The organism is Amycolatopsis sp. QT-25 (genome assembly GCF_029369745.1).
Taxonomy (GTDB): Bacteria; Actinomycetota; Actinomycetes; order Mycobacteriales; family Pseudonocardiaceae; genus Amycolatopsis.
The window spans coordinates 4,531,647-4,550,667 of record NZ_CP120210.1; the positions used below are offsets into that span (position 1 = coordinate 4,531,647).

Sequence of the window (19,021 nt, forward strand, 5' to 3'; positions counted from 1 at the left end):
CCGGGCCCGCCGCGGAGGCGACGGGCCCGGACTTTCTCCGGTCAGCGGGTTCACGCGGGACGGAGGGCGCCACTCGCGTGATCGGACGCGGAACACACGGCGGATCCGGTCACGGGTGACGTCCGGCTCGGATCAGTCGTCCCGCGCCAGCAGCTCCCGGACCCGTTCCTGCAGCGCCTCCCGCGGGTACGCGTTCACCTGGGCACCCGCCATCCGCACCGGGTCGCCGAAGAAGAAGTACTCGTACAGCGACTCACGCCCGGCGAAGCTCGAGACCGACGCGTCGAACGCCAGCTTGAACAGTCGCGCGCGGTCCTTGGCGGGCAGCGTGGCCGATTGAAGGTAGGTGTCGATGTCGGGACGGCCTTCGGCCTCGAAGTCCGCTTCCCCCGGCAGAGCCATGAGGCCGGACGCGGAGAACTTGCGGATGATCTCGGTCAGCCGCGGCGAGACCTTCGTGGGATACCAGTTCCGGGCGGCGTTGAGGACTTCCCACTTGGGCAGGAAGACACCGTCTTCGCTCACCTTGCCGTCGGCTTCCGCCGCGCGCAGCACGGCCTTCTCGATCTCGACGTAGGAGATCAGCTCCGACAGGTCCTGCTGGATGTGCTGGAAGCCGCCGATGCCGATCGCGGCGGCGATCTCGCTGGCGAGACCGAGATAGAACTCGGTCTTGGCCAGGGTGCGCGTGACGACCTGATGGGTCATGAGCGCGCCGGCGCCGGTCTCGGAGTACCACGCGTTGCACAGTTCCGGATGCCCCAGCAGGAACACTCGCTCGTTCGGGACGAAGACGTCGTCGAACACCACGACCGCGTCCATCTCCTCGAACCGCGAGGCGAGCGGCTCGTCGAAACGCGAGCGGCCGTGGTCGAGTCCGGCGCGGCAGAAGTACTTCAGCCCGGGCGCGTCGTTCGGGACGGCGAAAGCGTAGGAGTACGGCGCGTCCTCGGGGGTGCCGCGCAGGACGGTCGAGGGGAACACCAGGAGTTCGTCCGCGATCGGCGCGATGGTGGCGAGCATCCGGGCACCGCGGACGACGATGCCGTCCTCCCGTTCCTCGACCACCTTCGCCGACAGATTGCCGCCGCCCTGCTGACTTCCGGACACCGAACGGTTGACCTGCGGCGGGATCAGGGTGTGCGTCGCGAGGAGGTCGTTCTCACGCGCCGTTTCGTAGTACTTCTCGATGCGCTCGCCGAAGACGGGATCCGCCTGGGAGAAGAACTTCTTCGCGGTCGACAGCGCGGTGAGCGACGAGTTCATGTAGTCGCCGGTGCGGCCGAGGAAACCCCCTGCGTACTGCGCCCACACGGAGAAGGCGGCACGGCGCCGCTTGAGGTCCTCCTCGGTGCGCGGCACCAGGAACGAGGTTCCGACGCGCTCCCCCGTCGTCGGTGATTCGTAGGTGAGGACGTCACGGTGCGCCGGGTCGTGCTGGAGGTCGAACAGCTTCGCGTAGGTCAGCGCGTTGTTGCGGAACGCCGGATGCTCGGCGACCTTCGAAGTCACCTTCTCGCCGTCGACGTACAACTCCGGCGTCATCGCGTTGAGCTTGTCGAGATACTGCCGTCCGGTACGGGCTCCCATGTCGTGCTCCTTCTCGAGGGGGACGTCGTTGTCAGAACAGGGATTCGTGGCCTTGCACGGATTCGTGGATGGTCGAGAACTGCCCGTCGACGAAGCCGAGCGCGTCACCGGATCGGTAGTCGAACTCCCGCACCTCGCCGAGGAACAGGGTGTGGTCGCCGCCGTCGTAGGCGGCCCATGACGTGCAGTCGAACCAGCTGAGGACGCCGCCGAGCCGCGGCGCGTGCCCGCCTTCGACCCAGACCGGCGCCCCTTCGGGAGTCGGGCGGCCGGCGAAGTTCATCGCGAGCGCCTCCTGTTCCGCACCGAGGACGTTGACCGCGAAGGGGCGGCCCGTGAGCAGGTCGTGGCTCTTCACGGTCCGCTGGATCGAGACGAGCACCAGCGGCGGATCCATCGAAACCGCGGTGAAGGAGTTCACCGTCAGGCCGTGCCGTTTCACCGTCCCATCGGCCGCGGTGGCGTCGAAGGTCACGACGGCGACACCCGTCGCGAACCGGCCGAGACAGCCTCGGAAGAACTGCGCGGGAGGCCGATAGAGATTCGAGCCCGGCGGAAAGCTGGACTCACGCGACATCGTGACCACTCCAGTTCGATCCTGTTCTATAATCGAACAAACAGTTCAATTATCGAAACGGATCGTATATGATGGCTTCGGACCCCCGCAAGACTTCCAGCACGTCTCAGACGCTCAGCCGAGGCATCCGCGTGCTCGAAGTCCTCGCCGACGCACGAGAAGCACTCAGCGTCGACCAGATCGCCGAAGGCCTCGGCGTCCATCGGTCGATCGCGTACCGGCTCATCCGCACACTCGAGGACCACGGGCTTCTCGTCCGGGAGCACGCGGGAAGATTCGAACTCGGGACGCGGCTGGCCGCGCTCGCGGCGGGGATCAAGCACGACCTGCAGGCCGCCGCGCTGCCCGAACTGACCGCGGTCGCGAACGAACTCGGCATGACGTGTTTCGTGGCGGTGATGGACCGCGAAGAATGCGTGACCCTGGTCAGCGTGGAACCCCGGCACGCCGTCGCGTCCGTCGCGCAGCGCCCGGGGTCCAGGCATCCACTCACCGCGGGCGCACCCGGCCGCGCCATCCTTTCCCAGCTGCCGTCCGAAGACTGGTCCCGGGAAGTACGAGAAACGGCCGCCCGCGGATACGCGGACAGCCAGGGCGAAGTGATCGAGAACCTGAGCTCGGTGGCGGTGCCCCTCCCCCTGCGCGGTCACGATCCGGCGGCACTCGCCGTCGTCCATCTGTCGAGCACACGGGCCCCCGCCGAGCTCGCGGAGCGGCTCAAGGCGGCGGCGAAGGCCGTCCGTGACGCTCTCGGCGGATGAGCGTCACGGACGGACTGCTCACTTCTCGAACGCGGTCACTTACCGAATCGGAGCGGGCTCACCGCCTGCTCGGCTTCGTGGTCCGGTCCGAGCGGGATCCCCGACCGGTCCCGCAGCAGCAAGGTGGCGACGAGGCCGACGACGGTCATCCCCGCCAGGTAAACGGCCACGGACATCGACGTGCCGGTCGCGCCGACCAGGGCGGTCGCGATCGTCGGCGCGAAAGCGCCACCGAGGATCGCACCGAGCGCGTAGGAGATCGAAACACCGGAGAACCGGATCGAGGCGGGGAACAGCTCCGCGTAGAACGCGGCTTGTTGACCGTAGGTGAACCCTAGACCGACACTGAGGATGACCAACCCGAGCGCCAGCAACACGATGTTGCCGCTGTCCACCAACGGAAAGAGCACCGCGACGCCGGCGAGCTGCGCGATCCAGCCCAGTACGTAGGTGCGCCGCCTGCCGATCCGGTCGGACACCGCGCCCGCCGCCCACGTCGAGAGCAACCAGGTCGCCGCCGACGCGGTCACCGCCCACAACACCGGTCCGCGGTCGAGGCCGATCGGCCCCTTCGGGTTGGTCGCGTAGTTCTGGATGTAACCGCCGGTGGTCATGTAGCCGACGGCGTTGTTGCCCGCGAACACCAGCGCGGCCACCAGGACGAGCACGGAGTGCTTGCGGAACAGCTGGATGATCGGGGTCCGGGTCTGCTCGCGGCGTTCGGCGATCTCCCGGAAGACGGGGCTCTCCTCGACCCGGCGCCGCACGTAGTGGCCGACCAGGATCAGCCCGACGCTGAGCAGGAACGGAATCCGCCAGCCCCAGTCGAGGAACGCCTGGCCGGGAACGAGCAGGCTGGTCAGCGCGAGGACACCGGAGGCCAGCAGCAGGCCGAGCGGAACGCCGATCTGCGGCGAGGCACCGAAGAGACCCCTTCGCCGAGGCGGCGCGTGTTCGACGGCCATCAGCACGGCGCCGCCCCATTCACCGCCCGCCGAAACCCCTTGCAGGATCCGCAGCAGGATCAGCAGCACCGGCGCGAGGACCCCGATCTGGTCGAAGGTCGGGAGCACACCGATCAGCGTGGTCGCGGCACCCATCAGGATCAAGGTGAGCACCAAGACCACACGACGGCCGTACTTGTCGCCGAAATGCCCGGCCAGGAAGGCACCGAGCGGACGGAACAGGAAGCTCACGCCCACCGTGGCGAAGGAAACGAGGGTGCTGTTGGCACCGAGACCGGAGAAGAACAGCTTGCCGAACACGAGGCCGGCGGCGGACGCGTAAACGAAGAAGTCGTACCACTCGACCGTGGTGCCGACGACGGTCGCGAAGGCGACCCGGCGCCGATCGGAAGACGGTGGGGCGGTCCGGCCGGGCGTGCGGGCATCCTGCGCTGGATTCGACACCTTGACTCCTTTGACCTGGGCCTGACGCGAGTGGCGGCCCGCTGGGATCCCGGGCGAGGCGAAGGCCACTCGGTGACCACCTTGCCACTGTGGCACAGAATCATATACGTTATTAGATACGAAGCAAGGGTCGAGGGATTCAGGGGAACATGGGCACTCACGAGACATCAGCGCCTTCCGGCCGCGCGTCCGGTCCGCTGGACACCCGGCCGGGCAAGATCATCGCCGTCCATCTCAGCTACGCGTCACGGGCCGCGCAGCGCGGGCGGCGTCCGGCGAACCCGTCGTACTTCTTCAAACCGTCGAGCTCGATCGGCACGTCCGGCGGCACGGTCGAACGTCCAGCCGGGACCGAACTGCTGGCCTTCGAGGGTGAGATCGCGCTGGTCATCGGCACCACGGCCCGGTGGGTCGAACCCGACAAGGCGTGGGAGCACGTCGCCGCGGTCACCGCCGCGAACGACTTCGGTCTCTACGATCTGCGTGCGGCGGACAAGGGCTCCAACGTCCGGTCCAAGGGCGGTGACGGCTACACCCCGCTCGGCCCCGGCCTCATCGACGCACGTGACATCGATCCCTCGTCGCTGCGTATCCGCACCTGGGTGAACGGCGACCTGGTGCAGGAGGACAGCACGGCCGGGCTGCTGTTTCCGTTGCGGCAGTTCGTTTCCGACCTCTCCCAGCACTTCACCCTCGAACCGGGCGACGTCATCCTCACCGGCACTCCCGCCGGTTCGACGGTGGTCTCCCCCGGCGACGTCGTGGTGGTCGAAGTGGACGTACCCGGCACCTCCGCCAGCAGCGGACGGCTGCACACCACCGTCACCCAGGGAATCCGGTCCTTTTCGGACACCGGCGGCCTACCCGAGGTCGACGACAAGCAGCGCGCCGAGGCTTGGGGCACGCCGGTGGAGGAAGCTGCCGGGAAGGACAGTCCCGCGATCGGCGAGGAGCTCCGGGCCAAGCTACTGCGCGCACCTGTCGCCGGCTTGTCCGCCCAGCTGCGCAAGCGGGGCTTGAACAACGTCGCGATCGACGGTGTACGCCCGAATCTGCCCGGCTCGAAGGTCGTCGGCACGGCGAGGACCTTGCGTTTCGTCCCGAACCGCGAAGACCTGTTCAAGTCCCACGGCGGCGGCTACAACGCGCAGAAACGCCTGTTCGACTCGGTCGGCAGCGGCGAGGTGATCGTCATCGAAGCCCGCGGTGACAAGGGTTCCGGAACGCTCGGGGACGTCTTGGCGTTGCGGGCACGCTATCTCGGCGCGGCCGGGGTGATCACCGACGGCGGGGTCCGTGACTTCGAAGCCGTCGCCGCGACCGGGCTCCCGGTGTTCTCCCAGGGCCCGCATCCGGCGGTCCTCGGCCGCAAGCACGTGCCGTGGGACACCGACGTCGCGGTCGCCTGCGGCGGTGCCACCGTGCTGCCCGGCGACATCATCGTCGGGGACGACGACGGCGTGGTCGTCATCCCGCCGGCGCTGGCCGAAGAGGTCGCCGACGCGACACTCGTCCAGGAGGACGAGGACGCCTGGATCGCCGAGCAGGTCGGCCAGGGCCGCCCGATCGAGGGGCTCTTCCCGCTGAACCAGTCGTGGCGGGAAAGGTATGAGGCATGGCAGAAGAAGCAGTGAAGACCACCAGCAAGTCCGAACTCGCCTACGAGTGGCTGCGGGAGCGGATCGCCCGGCACGAGTACGGGCCCGGCTACCGGCTCGTTCTCGCCGAGATCGCCGGCGCGCTCGACATGAGCGTCGTCCCGGTGCGCGAGGCGATCCGGCGGCTGGAGGCCGAACGGCTGGTGACCTTCGAGCGCAACGTCGGCGCGCGCGTGGCGATGGTGGACCAGAACGAGTACGTCCACGCGATGCAGACCCTCGGCGTGGTCGAAGGGGTCGCCACCGCGCTGTCCGCGCCCGGACTGTCCGAAGAGGACATCGCGAAAGCACGCCGGGTGAACGAGCGCATGATCGCGCTGCTGGACCACTTCGACGCGCACGAGTTCACCGCGCTGAACCAGCGGTTCCACTCGCTGCTGTTCGCCTGCTGTCCCAACCCGCAGATCCTCGACCTCGTGCACCAGGGTTGGACGCGGCTGTCCGGACTGCGTGACTCGACCTTCGCGTTCATCCCCGACCGCGCACACCGGTCGGTCGAGGAACACGAAAAGCTTCTCCGGCTGATCTCCGGGAAAGCCGACCCGCTCGACATCGAATTCGCCGCGCGCAATCACCGCTGGGCCACCATGCAGGCCTTTTTGGACGCGCGAGAGCGCGCGAAACGCTGACTGAGGAGGAATCTTGACCAGCACGACTCCCCGGCCGATCCCCGACGGCGTCCCGGAGCGGATCCGGCACTACATCGGCGGCGAACTCACCGACTCGGCCGATGGCGCCGTTTTCGACGTCCTCGACCCGGTGACCAACGAGGTCTACGTCCGCGCCGCCGCCGGAAAGAAGGCCGACATCGACCGCGCCGTCGCCGCCGCGCGGAAGGCGTTCACCGAAGGCCCCTGGCCGAAATTGCTGCCGCGCGAGCGTTCGCGCGTGCTGAACCGCATCGCGGATCTCGTCGAGTCGCGGGACAAGCGGCTCGCGGCACTGGAGAGCTTCGACTCGGGCTTGCCGATTTCACAGGCGCTGGGGCAGGCTCGCCGGGCCGCGGAGAACTTCCGGTTCTTCGCCGACCTGATCGTCGCGCAGGCCGACGACACCTACAAGGTGCCCGGCCGTCAGATCAACTACGTCAACCGCAAGCCGATCGGTGTCGCCGGGCTGATCACGCCGTGGAACACCCCGTTCATGCTGGAATCGTGGAAACTCGCCCCCGCGCTGGCGACCGGCAACACCGTCGTGCTCAAACCCGCCGAGTTCACCCCGCTCTCCGCGTCGCTGTGGGCGGAGATCTTCGAAGAGGCCGGGCTCCCGCAGGGCGTGTTCAACCTCGTCAACGGCTTCGGCGAGGACGCGGGCGACGCGCTGGTGAAGCACCCGGACGTCCCGCTCATCTCCTTCACCGGCGAGAGTGGGACCGGCAGCCTGATCTTCGGGAACGCGGCGCCGTTCCTCAAAGGCTTGTCGATGGAGCTGGGCGGCAAGTCACCCGCCATCGTCTTCGCCGACGCCGATCTGGAGACCGCGATCGACGCGACCATCTTCGGCGTGTTCTCCCTCAACGGCGAACGCTGCACGGCGGGCAGCCGGATCCTGGTCGAGCGCGCGATCTACGACGAGTTCGTCGAGCGGTACGCCGCGCAAGCCGAACGGGTGGTGGTGGGTGACCCGAGCGAGCCCGGGACCGAGGTCGGCGCATTGGTGCATCCCGAGCACTACGAAAAGGTCATGAAGTACATCGAGATCGGGAAGACCGAGGCCAGGCTGGTCGCCGGCGGCGGCCGCCCCGACGGCTTCCCGACCGGGAACTACGTGGCGCCGACGGTGTTCGCCGACGTCGAACCGGACGCCCGGATCTTCCAGGAGGAAATCTTCGGCCCGGTCGTCGCGATCACGCCGTTCGACACCGAGGAAGAGGCGCTCGAACTCGCGAACAACACGAAGTACGGGCTCGCGGCCTACGTCTGGACCAACGACCTCAAGCGGGCGCACAACTTCGCGCAGTCCGTCGAGGCGGGCATGGTGTGGCTCAACTCGAACAACGTCCGTGATCTGCGCACCCCCTTCGGCGGGGTCAAGGCGTCCGGACTGGGGCACGAGGGCGGCTACCGCTCGATCGACTTCTACACCGACCAGCAGGCGGTGCACATCAATCTCGGCGAGGTGCACAACCCCGCCTTCGGCAAGGGCTGACCCCGTTCCCCGTCCACGAAGGATGACGCAATGAAGCCGATCCCCACCCCCAAATCACCGCCGCCGGACGTCCTGCGCTGCGCGTACATGGAACTCGTCGTCACCGACCTGGCGCGGTCACGTGCCTTCTACGCCGACGTCCTCGGACTGACGGTGACCGAAGAGGACGACACCACGGTCAGCCTCCGCACGATCGACGAGTTCATCCATCACAACCTCGTACTGCGCCAGGGCCCGGTCGCCGCGGTCGCGGCGTTCTCCTACCGGGTGCGGTCGCCGGAGGACCTGGACAAGGCCGTCGCGTTCTACACCGAACTGGGCTGCCGGGTGGAACGCAAGGAAAACGGTTTCATCAGGGGCATCGGGGACTCGGTGCGCGTGCAGGACCCGCTCGGCTTCCCGCTCGAGTTCTTCCACGACGTCCAGCACGTCGACCGGCTCAGCTGGCGCTACGACCTGCACGTTCCGGGCGCTCTCGTCCGGCTCGACCACTTCAACCAGGTCACGCCGGACGTCCCGCTCGCGGTCAAGCACATGGAGGACCTCGATTTCCGGGTCACCGAAGACATCCAGGACGACCAGGGCGTCACCTACGCGGCCTGGATGCGCCGCAAGCCGACCGTGCACGACACCGCGATGACCGGTGGCGACGGACCGCGGATGCACCACGTCGCCTTCGCCACCCACGAGAAGCACAACATCCTGTCCATCTGCGACAAACTCGGCTCACTGCGGATGTCGGACCACATCGAACGCGGCCCCGGCAGGCACGGCGTCTCGAACGCATTCTACCTGTACCTGCGCGACCCGGACGGGCACCGCGTCGAGATCTACACGCAGGACTACTACACCGGTGACCCCGACAACCCGGTCGTCACCTGGGACGTGCACGACAATCAGCGCCGCGACTGGTGGGGCACGCCGGTGGTCCCGTCCTGGTACACCGACGCCTCCCTCGTGCTCGACCTCGACGGTAAACCGCAGCCGGTGGCCGCGAGAACCGAGGACAGCGAACTGGAGGTCACCATCGGCGCCGACGGCTTCTCCTACACCCGCAAGGGTGACGACGACGGCGAACTGCCGGCCTGGAAACAGGGCGAGTACAAACTCGGCAACCAGCTCTGAGGCGGGAACATGCTCGAACAGGAAACGATCACCGCGATCGCCGACGAACTGGCGGCCGCGGAGGAGACCCGGAAGACGATCCCGCTGCTGACGGCACGTTATCCGGAAATGACCGTCGAGGACTCCTATGCCGTGCAGAACGAATGGCGGCGGCGGGGCATCGCGGCGGGGCGCCGTCCGGTCGGCCGCAAGATCGGGCTCACGTCGAAGGTCATGCAGGCCGCCACCGGGATCACCGAACCCGATTACGGCGCCATCTTCGCGGACATGGTGTTCGAGAACGGATCCGTGCTCGAACACAGCCGGTTCTCGAACGTGCGCATCGAGGTCGAGCTGGCCTTCGTGCTCCGTGATTCCCTCGCCGGACCGGACACCACGGTGTTCGACGTCCTGCGCGCGACCGAGTACGTCGTGCCCGCACTGGAGATCCTGTCGTCGCGCATCGAAATGGCGGGACGGACCATCGTGGACACGATCAGCGACAACGCCGCCATGGGCGGGATGGTCTACGGCGGCAATCCGGTCGCCGTGGACGCCGTCGACCTGCGGTGGGTTTCCGCGTTGTTGTACCGCAACGAAACCATCGAGGAATCCGGTGTCGCCGCCGCGGTGTTGAACCATCCCGCGAACGGTGTCGCCTGGCTGGCGAACAAACTCGCGCAGCACGGCGACCACCTCGATCCGGGTGACATCGTGCTGGCGGGCTCGTTCACCCGGCCGATGTGGGTGCGTCCCGGCGACACCGTGACCGCCGACTACCGGGACCTGGGGGCGATCACGTGCCGCTTCGTCTAGACACGCCGTTCCGGGAGCGACTGACTGAGCGACCACGGATCGGCATGTGGGTCACGTCGGGCAGCCCGGTCGTCGCGGAGATCTGCGCGGGCTCCGGACTCGACTGGCTGCTCGTCGACACCGAGCACTCCCCCGCCGGGCTCGAAACGGTGCAAGCGTTACTGCAGACGATCGCCGCGTATCCCATCACGCCGATGGTGCGTGCCCCGTCCGGTGACGCCGTCGCGCTGAAGCAGTTGCTCGACCTGGGCGCGCAGAACCTGCTGGTACCCATGGTCGACAGCGCGGAGGAGGCGGAGGCCGTCGTGCGGGCCGTTCGCTATCCGCCGCGAGGCGTGCGCGGCGTCGGCAGTGCTTTGTCGCGGTCGGCGCGCTGGAACCGCGTCGAGGACTACCTCGCGAAGGCCGAGGAGTTCACGTCGCTGTTCGTCCAGATCGAGTCGACGGCAGGTGTCGCGGCCGCCGCCGAGATCGCCGCTGTCGACGGGGTGGACGGGGTCTTCGTCGGCCCATCCGACCTGGCCGCCTCGATTGGGCTGCTCGGAAAGCAGACGCACCCCGACGTCACAGCGGCCGTCTTGCGCACCTTCGAGGCCGTCCGCGCCCAGGGGAAACCGGTGGGGGTCAACGCGTTCGACCCGGCACAGGCTCAGCGTTACCTTGCTGCCGGCGCTTCTTTCGTGCTGGTGGGCGCCGATGTCACCCTGCTCGCTCAAGGCTCGGAGGCGCTCGCGCGACGGCATGCGGATCATTGAGGGGTCGACTCCAGGGAAGCGTTTCCGGAACTCAAGCCGGACACCGGCCTTTATGCCGATCTCGGCCTCATCTGTCCACAAGGACACACCGCCTCCTTCATACGCCCGATTCACGGGCTTTCCTGAGGTCGTAAGTGGTGATGATCGCCCTGACGACGCTGCCACTCACGACACCTCTGCCCGCTAGGCCACCGCCGTTCTCTCGTGAGTACATGAAGGCCTCCTTCCTTGCGCTAGGCGCAAGGAAGGAGGCCTTCATGTACTCGTGGGTCGCCCCAGGCGCACCGGCGTAGCCGACGACCCCTGCGGTGATCGGGTCCCGCAAGGATTCGGCGGCCGGACACGCTTGCCTCACCCCTCGATAACCGGTGCTTCGCCTTGGCGGACTGAATGCGAGTGCCTGGAAGCGTCCGGGTATCCATCGGTAAGGGCGGCGGTGCGTGAAGGCTTCACGGCCATTCACTTCGACCACCCGAAACAATTAGCCGACCGATTGCGAAAGCGGGCTCACGCCACCTCACCCACCCGCGAGCGCTCCGGAAGTCGAGAAGCGGCAACGACACCACCGACAGCCACAAGTCCCACGAACCCGAATACGACCTCGAAAGCCACCACGGGCCTTGCTTCGAGCCCCGCCAGGATCGCGCCGGTCACCGCCACCCCGGCCACCGCGCCCACCTGCCTGACCGTGGTGAACAGACCCGAGGCGCCGCCTGCGGCGCCGGGGTCGACGGAGGCCGTCGCGATCGCGGACAGCGGTGACCACGCCATCGCGTTGGCGGCACCCAGAAGCGCGGCGCCCACCGAGATCCACCAGGGGTTCAGGTCCAACGCCACCACCAGCCCGATGAGGTAGACACGCTCGGGGTCGAAGAGGTCACCCAGTCGGCCGGCGACCAGCAAGGGAACCGAAAACGCGAGCAGGTAGCCCGCCGTCACCCAGAAGAACGCGGCGACGTCCCCGCCCGGATCGGCTTGGATGCTCGGGCTCGCCACCGCGACGATGGTCGTGTCCAGCAGGAGCACGAAGAAGCCGGCGAGCAGGGCCGCGAGTCCGCCCCATCTGGAAGTACCCATAGCGCACAACCCATCCAGGAAAATAACGATCGCGGCCAGGACGAGCGCGGTCTAGGGTGCCGCCATGACCGTTCTTCCGCGCGGCGGCGGCCCCGCCGAGGCCTTGGTGGCCGTCGAGGCGAGCATCGAGGACCGCTGGCGCCGCCTCCTCGAGGAATACGGTGTCACCGCCGGCACGGAAGCGGAGAGCGACCTCGTCGAACTGGTCGTCACCGACACCTCCGTGTTCGAATGGCGAGTCGTCGACGCCGCCTACGACAGGGTGGACTGCACCGACTGTGGCAACGCGCTCGGCGCGGGGCCCACCGGCTGCGGGAAATGCGACCACGCCACCGGTTTCCGGTTCGCCGCGATCGAGACCGACAAGCCCGCGACGCCGCCGGGTACCGAGCACGCGCTCCGCGTCGCCACCGCCGTCGCCCGCACCCGGCACCGCTACGGAGTGCGTGCCCGCTGCGGTTTCGAACTCGGACTCCCGCTTTTTCTCCAGGGGGAACTGCCCGGTACGGCTCAGGCACAAGCGTGCCGGGCGGCCATCGACAAACTGACCGAAGAGGAATGCGAACGCGTGACCTCGTACGACGAGGTCACGCGGCTCAGTAGTCGTCGCGCCCGGTGAACTGCTGCTCCAGCAGCTCCGCGGAACCCGCGACGAGTTCGAGCGGATCGGTGAACTCGTTGATGTCGAGGTTCACCAACGGCAGGGAATGGCGCAGCACCAGGTGTTCTCCCATGACCACCAATCCCCCGACGACGATCGTGTTGCCGATCTCCGTCAGCACGGTCGCGAGGTCGACCTGGTCGACGCGCGCGAACGGCGTCGCGATCTGCACCCAGTCTTCGCGGCGGTCGAAGATCTCCCGCGCGATGACCACGGTTTGGGCCCGCTCTTCGTAGTCGTCGTCGCCGTAGGACAACCGGATGCGGATTTCGTCCGGTTCGTCCTTCACCACCCGATATTGTTGCCGTACGAACGCGACCAGATCGGCCCATTCCGCCATGAATTCAGTCTCCTTCGCAGTCGGAGATCAAGACTAGCGACTACCCGGGCGGGAGAGATCCCGTCCCAGCCCGACATCACCCGGACAGCTCCCCGTGCGGCAGCGCCGCGCCGACAGGAGGCAGGGTCAGCTCGAAGCGCGACGAGTGAGCGACACCGGCAATATCCGCTGCCGGGGTTTGAGCTCCCGGTCGTCCATCAGCGCCAGCAGGGTCTCGACCATCGCGTGGACCTGCTCACGCGGGTCCTGATGCACCGAGGTCAGCGGCGGGTCCATCTCCGGCGCCAAGGTCGCGTTGTCGTCGAAGCTGACGACGGCGACGTCGGCGGGGATTCGCCGTCCGGCGGAATGCAGGGTGCGAAGCGCCCCGAGGGCCATCATGTCGCTGGCCACGAAGACGGCATCGAGGTCCGGGCGCCGCGCGAGCAGGTTCGACATCGCCTTCGCGCCACCGGTCAGGGTGAAGTCGCCTTCCTCGACCAGGTCTTTCGGGTCGAGCCCGGCGTCGAGCAGGGTTTTGCGCCAGCCGGAGAGCCGGTCGATCGCCGCGCTCTGGTCCTGCGGACCGGCGATCGTGGCGATCCGGCGGTGGCCCGCCTCGACCAGATGCGCGACAGCCAGTTTCGCGCCACCCTCGTTGTCGAAGTCGACGACGTGGACACCCCGTTTGAGCCCGGCCGCCTGCCCGCCGTAGACCACCGGGATCCGCAACTGTCGCAACGCCTTGGGCAAGGGGTCGGTGCGATGCGGGGCGAACACCAGCACCCCGTCGACGTGCCCGCCGTCGAGGAACCGGACCGTGCGGTCGAGATCTTCACGGGTGTCGCTGAAGATCAAGACCATCTGACACCCGATGTCGGCGAGTTCGCGGTAGCCCGCACGCATGACGGCGGTGCGGTACGGGTCGTCGAGCAGCCGCGCCTCCGGCTCCGACAGCACGACCGCGACCGCCCCGGTTCGCCTGGTCACCAAAGATCTGGCCGCTTGATTCGGCGAGTAGCCGAGTTCGCGGGCGGCGGCCTGCACCCGCTCGCGAGAGCGCGCGCTGACGTAGCCGTCGTCGTTCAGCGCCCGGGACGCCGTCGACCGGCTGACCCCGGCGGACGCGGCGACGTCTTCCAGCGTCGGCCTGCCGTCTTCCCCTGGTCGAGGCCTCACCCGCGCCACCTTCACCCTTCGACTCCGTCCGGACACCGACAGCTTAGTGTCCGGCGGCCCCGGGTACTGAGAACGCTCCCCCTGGTGGAAACGCTCTCAGTACCGGCCCTTGACACGGCGAAACCTTGCCGACAGACTTTGCGCATCCTGGGAGCGCTCCCATTTCCTGGTCGAGACCCGACGGCGTTCCCTCCCATCGGCAAGGGGTGTGACACGTGAGAAGGATCCGGAACGGCCTGGTACTGACCCTGGGTATCACCATGACGGCGTGCGGACTGACGGCGTGCGGTGGTGACGACGGCGCGACGCCCGCGGCGCCGGACCCGAACGCGAAGGTCGAGCTGTCACTGGCGACGTTCACCGAGTTCGGCTACGAGGCACTCATTCCCGAGTACGAACGGCTGCACCCGAACATCGAGATCATCCACCGCAAGACCGGCCAGGGCGGGCCGTACCACCAGGACCTGATCACGAAGCTGGCGGCGGGCTCCGGCCTCGCCGACGTCACCGCTGTCGAGGAAGGGCATCTGTCGAACGTGCTCGACAAGGGCTCGAAGTTCAACGACCTGCCCGAGATCGGTCCGGCGGAGGCCTCCCCCGGCCGCTGGCTCGGCTGGAAGTACGAAGCGGCGAAGACCAAGGACGGCAAGGTCATCGGCTACGGCACGGACATCGGCCCACTGGCGATGTGTTACCGCAAGGACATGCTCGAGGCGGCGGGGCTCCCGTCCGATCCCGAAGCGGTCAAACCCCTGTTCGCCACCTGGGACAGCTACTTCGCCGCGGGCGACCAATACGTCGCCAAGACCCGCGGGAAGGCGTGGTTCGACTCGGCCGCGCAGAACTTCAACGCCATGGTCAACCAGCTCCCCAGCGGCTACCTCGGCCACGACGACAAGCTCGCGGTGGAATCCAACCAGGGCATCAAGGACGCCTGGACCAAGGTGACCGGCGCCGTCGCGAAAGGACAGTCGGCCAAGCTGACCGCGTTCAGCAACGAGTGGAACTCCGGGTTCAAACAGGGCGCCTTCGCCACGAAGGTCTGTCCCGCTTGGATGCTCGGCGTGATCGAGGAGCACTCCGGCCCGGAGAACGCCGGCAAGTGGGCGGTCACCGCGGCCTTCCCCGGTGGCGGCGGGAACTGGGGCGGTTCGTACCTGACCGTGCCCACGCAGTCGAAGCATCCGAAGGAGGCGGCCGAACTCGCCGCCTGGCTGACCGCGCCCGAGCAGCAGATCAAGGCGTTCCAGGCGAAGGGCACGTTCCCCAGCCAGGTCAAGGCGCTGGAGGACCCGGCACTGCTGAACGAGACCGACGCCTACTTCGGTGGCGCCGAGATCGGCAGGCTGTTCGCGGAGCAGGCCAAGAAGGTCGCCAAGCCGCAGTACAAGGGCCCCGGTGACGGCCAGATCCAGGAGAACGCGTCGAGCCCCGCTCTGCAGGCCGTCGAACAGGGCAAGTCGGCGGACGAGGGCTGGACGCAACTGCTCGACGCCGCGAAGAAGATCACGCGCTGACCGATGACCGTCGTCGACAAGATCGCGCCGGAGGGCAAGAAAGCCGGGGTGCGCACGTCATCCCGGCCCACCCTCCGCCACCGGCTGAGCCGCTGGGACGTCAAGGTCTCGCCGTACCTTTACATCACCCCGTTCTTCCTCGTCTTCGGGATCGTGGGGCTGTTCCCGCTGCTCTACACGGCGTACGTGTCGCTGTTCAGCTGGGAGGCGGGCGACGACAACCCCGTGTTCATCGGGGTGGACAACTTCAAGGAGTTGTTCGCCGACACGCAGTTCTGGAACGCGCTCGAAAACACCGTCAGCATCTTCCTGCTCTCCAGCGTTCCGCAGCTGATCATCGCGGTGCTCCTGGCCGCGCTGCTGAGCGCCAGGCTCCGCGGGGCGGCAGGCTGGCGCGTCGGCGTCCTGCTCCCCTACGCCGCCGGCCTGGTGGCGCTCGGGATCATCTTCGCCAATCTGTTCGGTCCGAAGTACGGGCTGGTCAACGGCCTGTTGCAGACCATCGGGCTGGACCCGGTCGACTGGCAGGCCGGCCGGTTCAGCAGCCACGTCGCGATCGCGACCATGGTGAACTGGCGGTGGACCGGGTACAACGCGCTGATCGTGCTGGCGGCGATGCAGGCCATCCCGAAGGAACTGCACGAGGCCGCCCTCATCGACGGCGCGGGAGCCGTGCGCCGGTTCTCGAGCATCACGCTGCCCCTGCTGAAACCGACGCTGATCTTCGTCACCATCACCTCGACGATCGGCGGGCTCCAGATCTTCACCGAGCCCAAGCTGTTCGACGCCATGCCGGGATCGAACAACGGCGGCTCGTCCAACCAGTTCCAGACCGTGACGCTGTACCTGTACCAAACAGCCTTCGAGAACTACGAACTCGGCTATGCCTCGGCGATCGCGTGGGTGCTGTTCGTGCTCATCGTGCTGATCGCGCTGGTGAACTTCTTCCTCACCGGCAGGCTCGCGGCGGTGAAGAAGAGATGACCACCCTCCAAAAGGGACTCCAGCGAAGGATGTCGGCGCTGGGCAAACCACGCCGGGCGACCTACGTGGTGCTCGCGATCTTCGTGCTGGGCTCGCTTTTCCCGTTCTACTGGTCTTTCCTGGTGGCCAGCCGGGACAGCGGGATGCTCACCGAGCGGGTCCCGCCCTTCCTGCCCGGCGGGAACTTCTTCGCCAACGCGGCCAGGGTCTTCGACACGGTGCCGTTCTGGAAGGCGCTCGCGAACAGCCTGATCGTCTCCGGCACGGTCACCCTCACCACGGTGCTGTTCTCGGCACTGGCCGGGTTCGCCTTCGCGAAACTGCGGTTCCGCGGCCGGAACGGGTTGTTCGTCTTCATCGTCCTCACCCTCGCCGTGCCGACCCAGCTCGGCATCATCCCGTTGTTCATGGCGATGTCGGAGTTCGGCTGGGCCGGCGGGCTGCACTCGGTGATCTTGCCCAATCTGGTGACCGCGTTCGGCGTCTTCTGGATGCGTCAGTACACAGTGGACGCCGTACCGTACGAACTGATCGAAGCGGCACGGGTCGACGGGTGCAGCATGATCCGGATCTTCTGGAACGTCTGCCTGCCCGCGGTCCGCCCGGCGGCGGCGATCCTGGCGATGTTCACGTTCATGACCTCGTGGAACGACTTCCTCTGGCCGCTCGTCGTGCTCGACGCCGGCAACCCCACCGTCCAGCTGGCACTGGAGAAACTGCAAAGCGGCTACTACGTCGACTATTCGCTGGTGCTGGCCGGGACCACCCTGGCCACCATCCCGATCCTCATCGTCTTCCTCCTCCTCGGCCGCCAGATCGTGGCCGGGATCATGCAAGGTGCCGTGAAAGGGTGACCATGTCCGCACATCCCGACAGTGTCCGGGCGAAGACCGCGCTGCTGTTCCCGCCCGGATTCGTGTGGGGCGCCGCCACCGCGGCTTACCAGGTCGAAGGAGCCACGGCCGCCGACGGCCGGACCGACTCGATCTGGGACGTCTTCGCCCGCCGTCCCGGCGCCGTCGCCGGTGGCGACACCGGCGAACCGGGCGCCGATCATTACCACCGCTATGCCGAAGACGTCGACCTGATGCGTCGACTCGGGCTGGGCGCTTACCGGTTTTCCCTGTCGTGGCCACGGATCAGGCCCGACGGCGGCACACCGAACCCGCGCGGGCTCGCGTTCTACGATCGGCTCGTCGACGAACTCCTCGGAGCCGGGATCGCGCCTTGGGCGACGTTGTACCACTGGGATCTCCCTCAGGCGCTGGAGGACGAGGGAGGCTGGGCCGCACGCGAGACCGCTTTCCGGTTCGCCGACTACGCCGAAACGGTCGTAACGCGCCTTGGCGATCGAGTGGCGCACTGGTCCACCCTCAACGAGCCGTGGTGTGCCGCGATGCTGGGCTACGCGCACGGGATCCACGCACCGGGCAGGCAGGAAACCCGTGCCGCCGTCGCCGCCGCACACCATCTGCTCCTCGGACACGGCCTCGCGATGGACGTCCTGCGGCGGCACGCCCCGGCCGCGTCGTCGGGGATCACGCTGAACCTGTACCCGGTGTCGGCGGTCGATCCGTCGTCCACCGTGGACGTCGAAGCCGCGCGCCGGATCGACGGCCTGCAGAACCGGCTGTTCCTGGACCCGGTGTTGCGGAGCTCGTACCCGGCCGATCTGCGGGCCGACCTGGCTCCGCTCGGCATCGAGGAGCTCGTGCGGGACGGTGATCTCACGACCATCGCCGCCCCGATCGACTGGCTGGGCATCAACTATTACCGCGGTTACCAGGTGGCGGGCACGCCCCGGCCCGGCAGTGCACCGGCGGACGCCGGCTGGCTCGGTGTCCCCGACGTCCATTTCGTCCCCGACGAGGCGGCACCGCGCACCGACTCCGGCTGGGAGGTCCAACCTTCGCGGCTCACCGAATGCCTGCTCCAGGTCCATCGCGAGTATCGGCCGATTCCTCTGTACATCACCGAAAACGGCGCATCCTATCCGGATTCCCTCATCGGCGGCGACATCGCGGACACCGACCGGATCGCCTTCCTCGACTCGCATCTGCGCGCCGCGTACGAGGCGATCGAGGCGGGCGTCGACCTGCGCGGATACTTTTACTGGTCGCTGCTCGACAACTTCGAATGGGCCGAGGGGTACGCCAAGCGGTTCGGCCTCGTACACGTCGACTACGCCACGCAGCGACGGACGCCAAAGCGAAGCGCGCTTTGGTACGCGCGAGCGATCAGCCTCAACGGACTGAGCTGAGCCGTTACGGCGCTCGCGGTCTCGCGCGGGCGCCGTCCGGTTTTGTTATGGTGGACGCGCAGCTGATCAACGAGCATGGAGACCAGACGTGGCAGGTGAAGACGACATCTCCGGGTGAGCCGGAGTTGCCAGGCCACCGGCGCTGACGCCGATGTGGCCGTTTTGTCGTCCCCTCACGCCACGTCCACCGCGGTGCTGCTTCATCG

The 19,021-nt window shown here is 67.6% G+C and carries 18 protein-coding genes; 12 read left to right on the plus strand and 6 right to left on the minus strand.

Going from position 1 to position 19,021, the window contains the following annotated elements; genetic code table 11:
• Positions 1–132: 132 nt before the first annotated feature.
• The gene (gene hpaB, locus P3102_RS20940; RefSeq protein ID WP_276361048.1) at positions 133–1,590 is read right to left on the minus strand and encodes a 4-hydroxyphenylacetate 3-monooxygenase, oxygenase component; all 1,458 of its coding nucleotides are present in this window, start codon (positions 1,588–1,590) and stop codon (positions 133–135) included.
• Positions 1,591–1,621: 31 nt separating this feature from the next.
• Complete coding sequence (locus P3102_RS20945) at positions 1,622–2,167, minus strand: flavin reductase family protein (protein WP_276361049.1); 546 nt, start codon at positions 2,165–2,167, stop codon at positions 1,622–1,624.
• Positions 2,168–2,238: 71 nt separating this feature from the next.
• On the opposite strand from P3102_RS20945, the gene P3102_RS20950 reads away from it, so the two are divergent.
• Positions 2,239–2,928, plus strand: coding sequence for a helix-turn-helix domain-containing protein (locus tag P3102_RS20950; RefSeq protein WP_276361050.1), 690 nt, complete (start codon positions 2,239–2,241; stop codon positions 2,926–2,928).
• Positions 2,929–2,963: 35 nt separating this feature from the next.
• Here P3102_RS20950 and P3102_RS20955 read toward each other — a convergent pair whose 3' ends face one another.
• Positions 2,964–4,337, minus strand: coding sequence for an MFS transporter (locus tag P3102_RS20955; RefSeq protein ID WP_276361051.1), 1,374 nt, complete (start codon positions 4,335–4,337; stop codon positions 2,964–2,966).
• A 149-nt stretch (positions 4,338–4,486) separates the two neighbouring features.
• On the opposite strand from P3102_RS20955, the gene P3102_RS20960 reads away from it, so the two are divergent.
• The 6 genes from P3102_RS20960 to P3102_RS20985 are packed head-to-tail and all read left to right on the plus strand — an operon-like array spanning position 4,487 to position 10,818.
• Positions 4,487–5,971: a fumarylacetoacetate hydrolase family protein gene (locus tag P3102_RS20960; RefSeq protein WP_276361052.1), complete on the plus strand. Its 1,485-nt coding sequence runs from the start codon at positions 4,487–4,489 to the stop codon at positions 5,969–5,971.
• Complete coding sequence (locus P3102_RS20965) at positions 5,953–6,624, plus strand: GntR family transcriptional regulator (protein ID WP_276361054.1); 672 nt, start codon at positions 5,953–5,955, stop codon at positions 6,622–6,624. Before P3102_RS20960 ends, P3102_RS20965 begins: the two co-directional genes overlap by 19 nt.
• 13 nt (positions 6,625–6,637) lie before the next feature.
• A complete protein-coding gene (hpaE, locus tag P3102_RS20970) occupies positions 6,638–8,143 on the plus strand; it encodes a 5-carboxymethyl-2-hydroxymuconate semialdehyde dehydrogenase (RefSeq protein ID WP_276361055.1) in 1,506 nt (501 codons plus the stop codon).
• A 30-nt stretch (positions 8,144–8,173) separates the two neighbouring features.
• Positions 8,174–9,268 (plus strand): 3,4-dihydroxyphenylacetate 2,3-dioxygenase, encoded by a 1,095-nt coding sequence (hpaD, locus tag P3102_RS20975; protein WP_276361056.1) that lies wholly within the window; start codon positions 8,174–8,176, stop codon positions 9,266–9,268.
• A gap of 9 nt (positions 9,269–9,277) precedes the next feature.
• The gene (gene hpaH, locus P3102_RS20980; protein ID WP_276361058.1) at positions 9,278–10,063 is read left to right on the plus strand and encodes a 2-oxo-hept-4-ene-1,7-dioate hydratase; all 786 of its coding nucleotides are present in this window, start codon (positions 9,278–9,280) and stop codon (positions 10,061–10,063) included.
• Between the two features lie 44 nt (positions 10,064–10,107).
• Positions 10,108–10,818 (plus strand): aldolase/citrate lyase family protein, encoded by a 711-nt coding sequence (locus P3102_RS20985; RefSeq protein ID WP_276361059.1) that lies wholly within the window; start codon positions 10,108–10,110, stop codon positions 10,816–10,818.
• Between the two features lie 507 nt (positions 10,819–11,325).
• Here the strand turns inward: P3102_RS20985 and P3102_RS20990 are convergent.
• Complete coding sequence (locus P3102_RS20990) at positions 11,326–11,895, minus strand: MFS transporter (protein WP_276361061.1); 570 nt, start codon at positions 11,893–11,895, stop codon at positions 11,326–11,328.
• Positions 11,896–11,959: 64 nt separating this feature from the next.
• On the opposite strand from P3102_RS20990, the gene P3102_RS20995 reads away from it, so the two are divergent.
• Positions 11,960–12,514, plus strand: coding sequence for a hypothetical protein (locus P3102_RS20995; RefSeq protein ID WP_276361062.1), 555 nt, complete (start codon positions 11,960–11,962; stop codon positions 12,512–12,514).
• Here P3102_RS20995 and P3102_RS21000 read toward each other — a convergent pair.
• Positions 12,492–12,896 (minus strand): hypothetical protein, encoded by a 405-nt coding sequence (locus P3102_RS21000; protein ID WP_276361064.1) that lies wholly within the window; start codon positions 12,894–12,896, stop codon positions 12,492–12,494. The two genes, P3102_RS20995 and P3102_RS21000, sit on opposite strands and share 23 nt — an antisense overlap.
• Positions 12,897–13,022: 126 nt before the next feature.
• Complete coding sequence (locus tag P3102_RS21005) at positions 13,023–14,069, minus strand: LacI family DNA-binding transcriptional regulator (protein ID WP_276361065.1); 1,047 nt, start codon at positions 14,067–14,069, stop codon at positions 13,023–13,025.
• A gap of 200 nt (positions 14,070–14,269) precedes the next feature.
• Here P3102_RS21005 and P3102_RS21010 point away from each other — a divergent pair, with 200 nt between their 5' ends.
• Genes P3102_RS21010 through P3102_RS21025 form a run of 4 tightly spaced genes read left to right on the plus strand, consistent with a single transcriptional unit; the run spans position 14,270 to position 18,815 of the window.
• Complete coding sequence (locus P3102_RS21010) at positions 14,270–15,571, plus strand: extracellular solute-binding protein (protein WP_276361066.1); 1,302 nt, start codon at positions 14,270–14,272, stop codon at positions 15,569–15,571.
• Between the two features lie 3 nt (positions 15,572–15,574).
• On the plus strand, positions 15,575–16,555 hold the full coding sequence (locus P3102_RS21015; RefSeq protein ID WP_276361067.1) for a sugar ABC transporter permease: 981 nt from the start codon (positions 15,575–15,577) through the stop codon (positions 16,553–16,555).
• Positions 16,552–17,409, plus strand: a complete 858-nt coding sequence (locus P3102_RS21020) for a carbohydrate ABC transporter permease (protein ID WP_276361069.1) — start codon at positions 16,552–16,554, stop codon at positions 17,407–17,409. Before P3102_RS21015 ends, P3102_RS21020 begins: the two co-directional genes overlap by 4 nt.
• A 2-nt stretch (positions 17,410–17,411) precedes the next feature.
• Positions 17,412–18,815 carry a GH1 family beta-glucosidase gene (locus P3102_RS21025; RefSeq protein WP_276361070.1) on the plus strand — a complete coding sequence of 468 codons (1,404 nt, stop codon included), beginning with the start codon at positions 17,412–17,414 and terminating at the stop codon, positions 18,813–18,815.
• The last annotated feature ends 206 nt before the right edge of the window (positions 18,816–19,021 follow it).

Excerpts from the sequence above, each read along its gene's own strand:
- hpaB (WP_276361048.1), bottom strand. The coding sequence starts at position 1,590 with ATGGGAGCCCGTACCGGACGGCAGTATCTCGACAAGCTCAACGCGATG.
- P3102_RS20945 (WP_276361049.1), bottom strand. The coding sequence starts at position 2,167 with ATGTCGCGTGAGTCCAGCTTTCCGCCGGGCTCGAATCTCTATCGGCCT.
- P3102_RS20950 (WP_276361050.1), top strand. The coding sequence starts at position 2,239 with ATGGCTTCGGACCCCCGCAAGACTTCCAGCACGTCTCAGACGCTCAGC.
- P3102_RS20960 (WP_276361052.1), top strand. The coding sequence starts at position 4,487 with ATGGGCACTCACGAGACATCAGCGCCTTCCGGCCGCGCGTCCGGTCCG.
- P3102_RS20965 (WP_276361054.1), top strand. The coding sequence starts at position 5,953 with ATGGCAGAAGAAGCAGTGAAGACCACCAGCAAGTCCGAACTCGCCTAC.
- hpaD (WP_276361056.1), top strand. The coding sequence starts at position 8,174 with ATGAAGCCGATCCCCACCCCCAAATCACCGCCGCCGGACGTCCTGCGC.
- hpaH (WP_276361058.1), top strand. The coding sequence starts at position 9,278 with ATGCTCGAACAGGAAACGATCACCGCGATCGCCGACGAACTGGCGGCC.
- P3102_RS20985 (WP_276361059.1), top strand. The coding sequence starts at position 10,108 with ATGTGGGTCACGTCGGGCAGCCCGGTCGTCGCGGAGATCTGCGCGGGC.
- P3102_RS20990 (WP_276361061.1), bottom strand. The coding sequence starts at position 11,895 with ATGGGTACTTCCAGATGGGGCGGACTCGCGGCCCTGCTCGCCGGCTTC.
- P3102_RS20995 (WP_276361062.1), top strand. The coding sequence starts at position 11,960 with ATGACCGTTCTTCCGCGCGGCGGCGGCCCCGCCGAGGCCTTGGTGGCC.
- P3102_RS21000 (WP_276361064.1), bottom strand. The coding sequence starts at position 12,896 with ATGGCGGAATGGGCCGATCTGGTCGCGTTCGTACGGCAACAATATCGG.
- P3102_RS21015 (WP_276361067.1), top strand. The coding sequence starts at position 15,575 with ATGACCGTCGTCGACAAGATCGCGCCGGAGGGCAAGAAAGCCGGGGTG.
- P3102_RS21020 (WP_276361069.1), top strand. The coding sequence starts at position 16,552 with ATGACCACCCTCCAAAAGGGACTCCAGCGAAGGATGTCGGCGCTGGGC.
- P3102_RS21025 (WP_276361070.1), top strand. The coding sequence starts at position 17,412 with ATGTCCGCACATCCCGACAGTGTCCGGGCGAAGACCGCGCTGCTGTTC.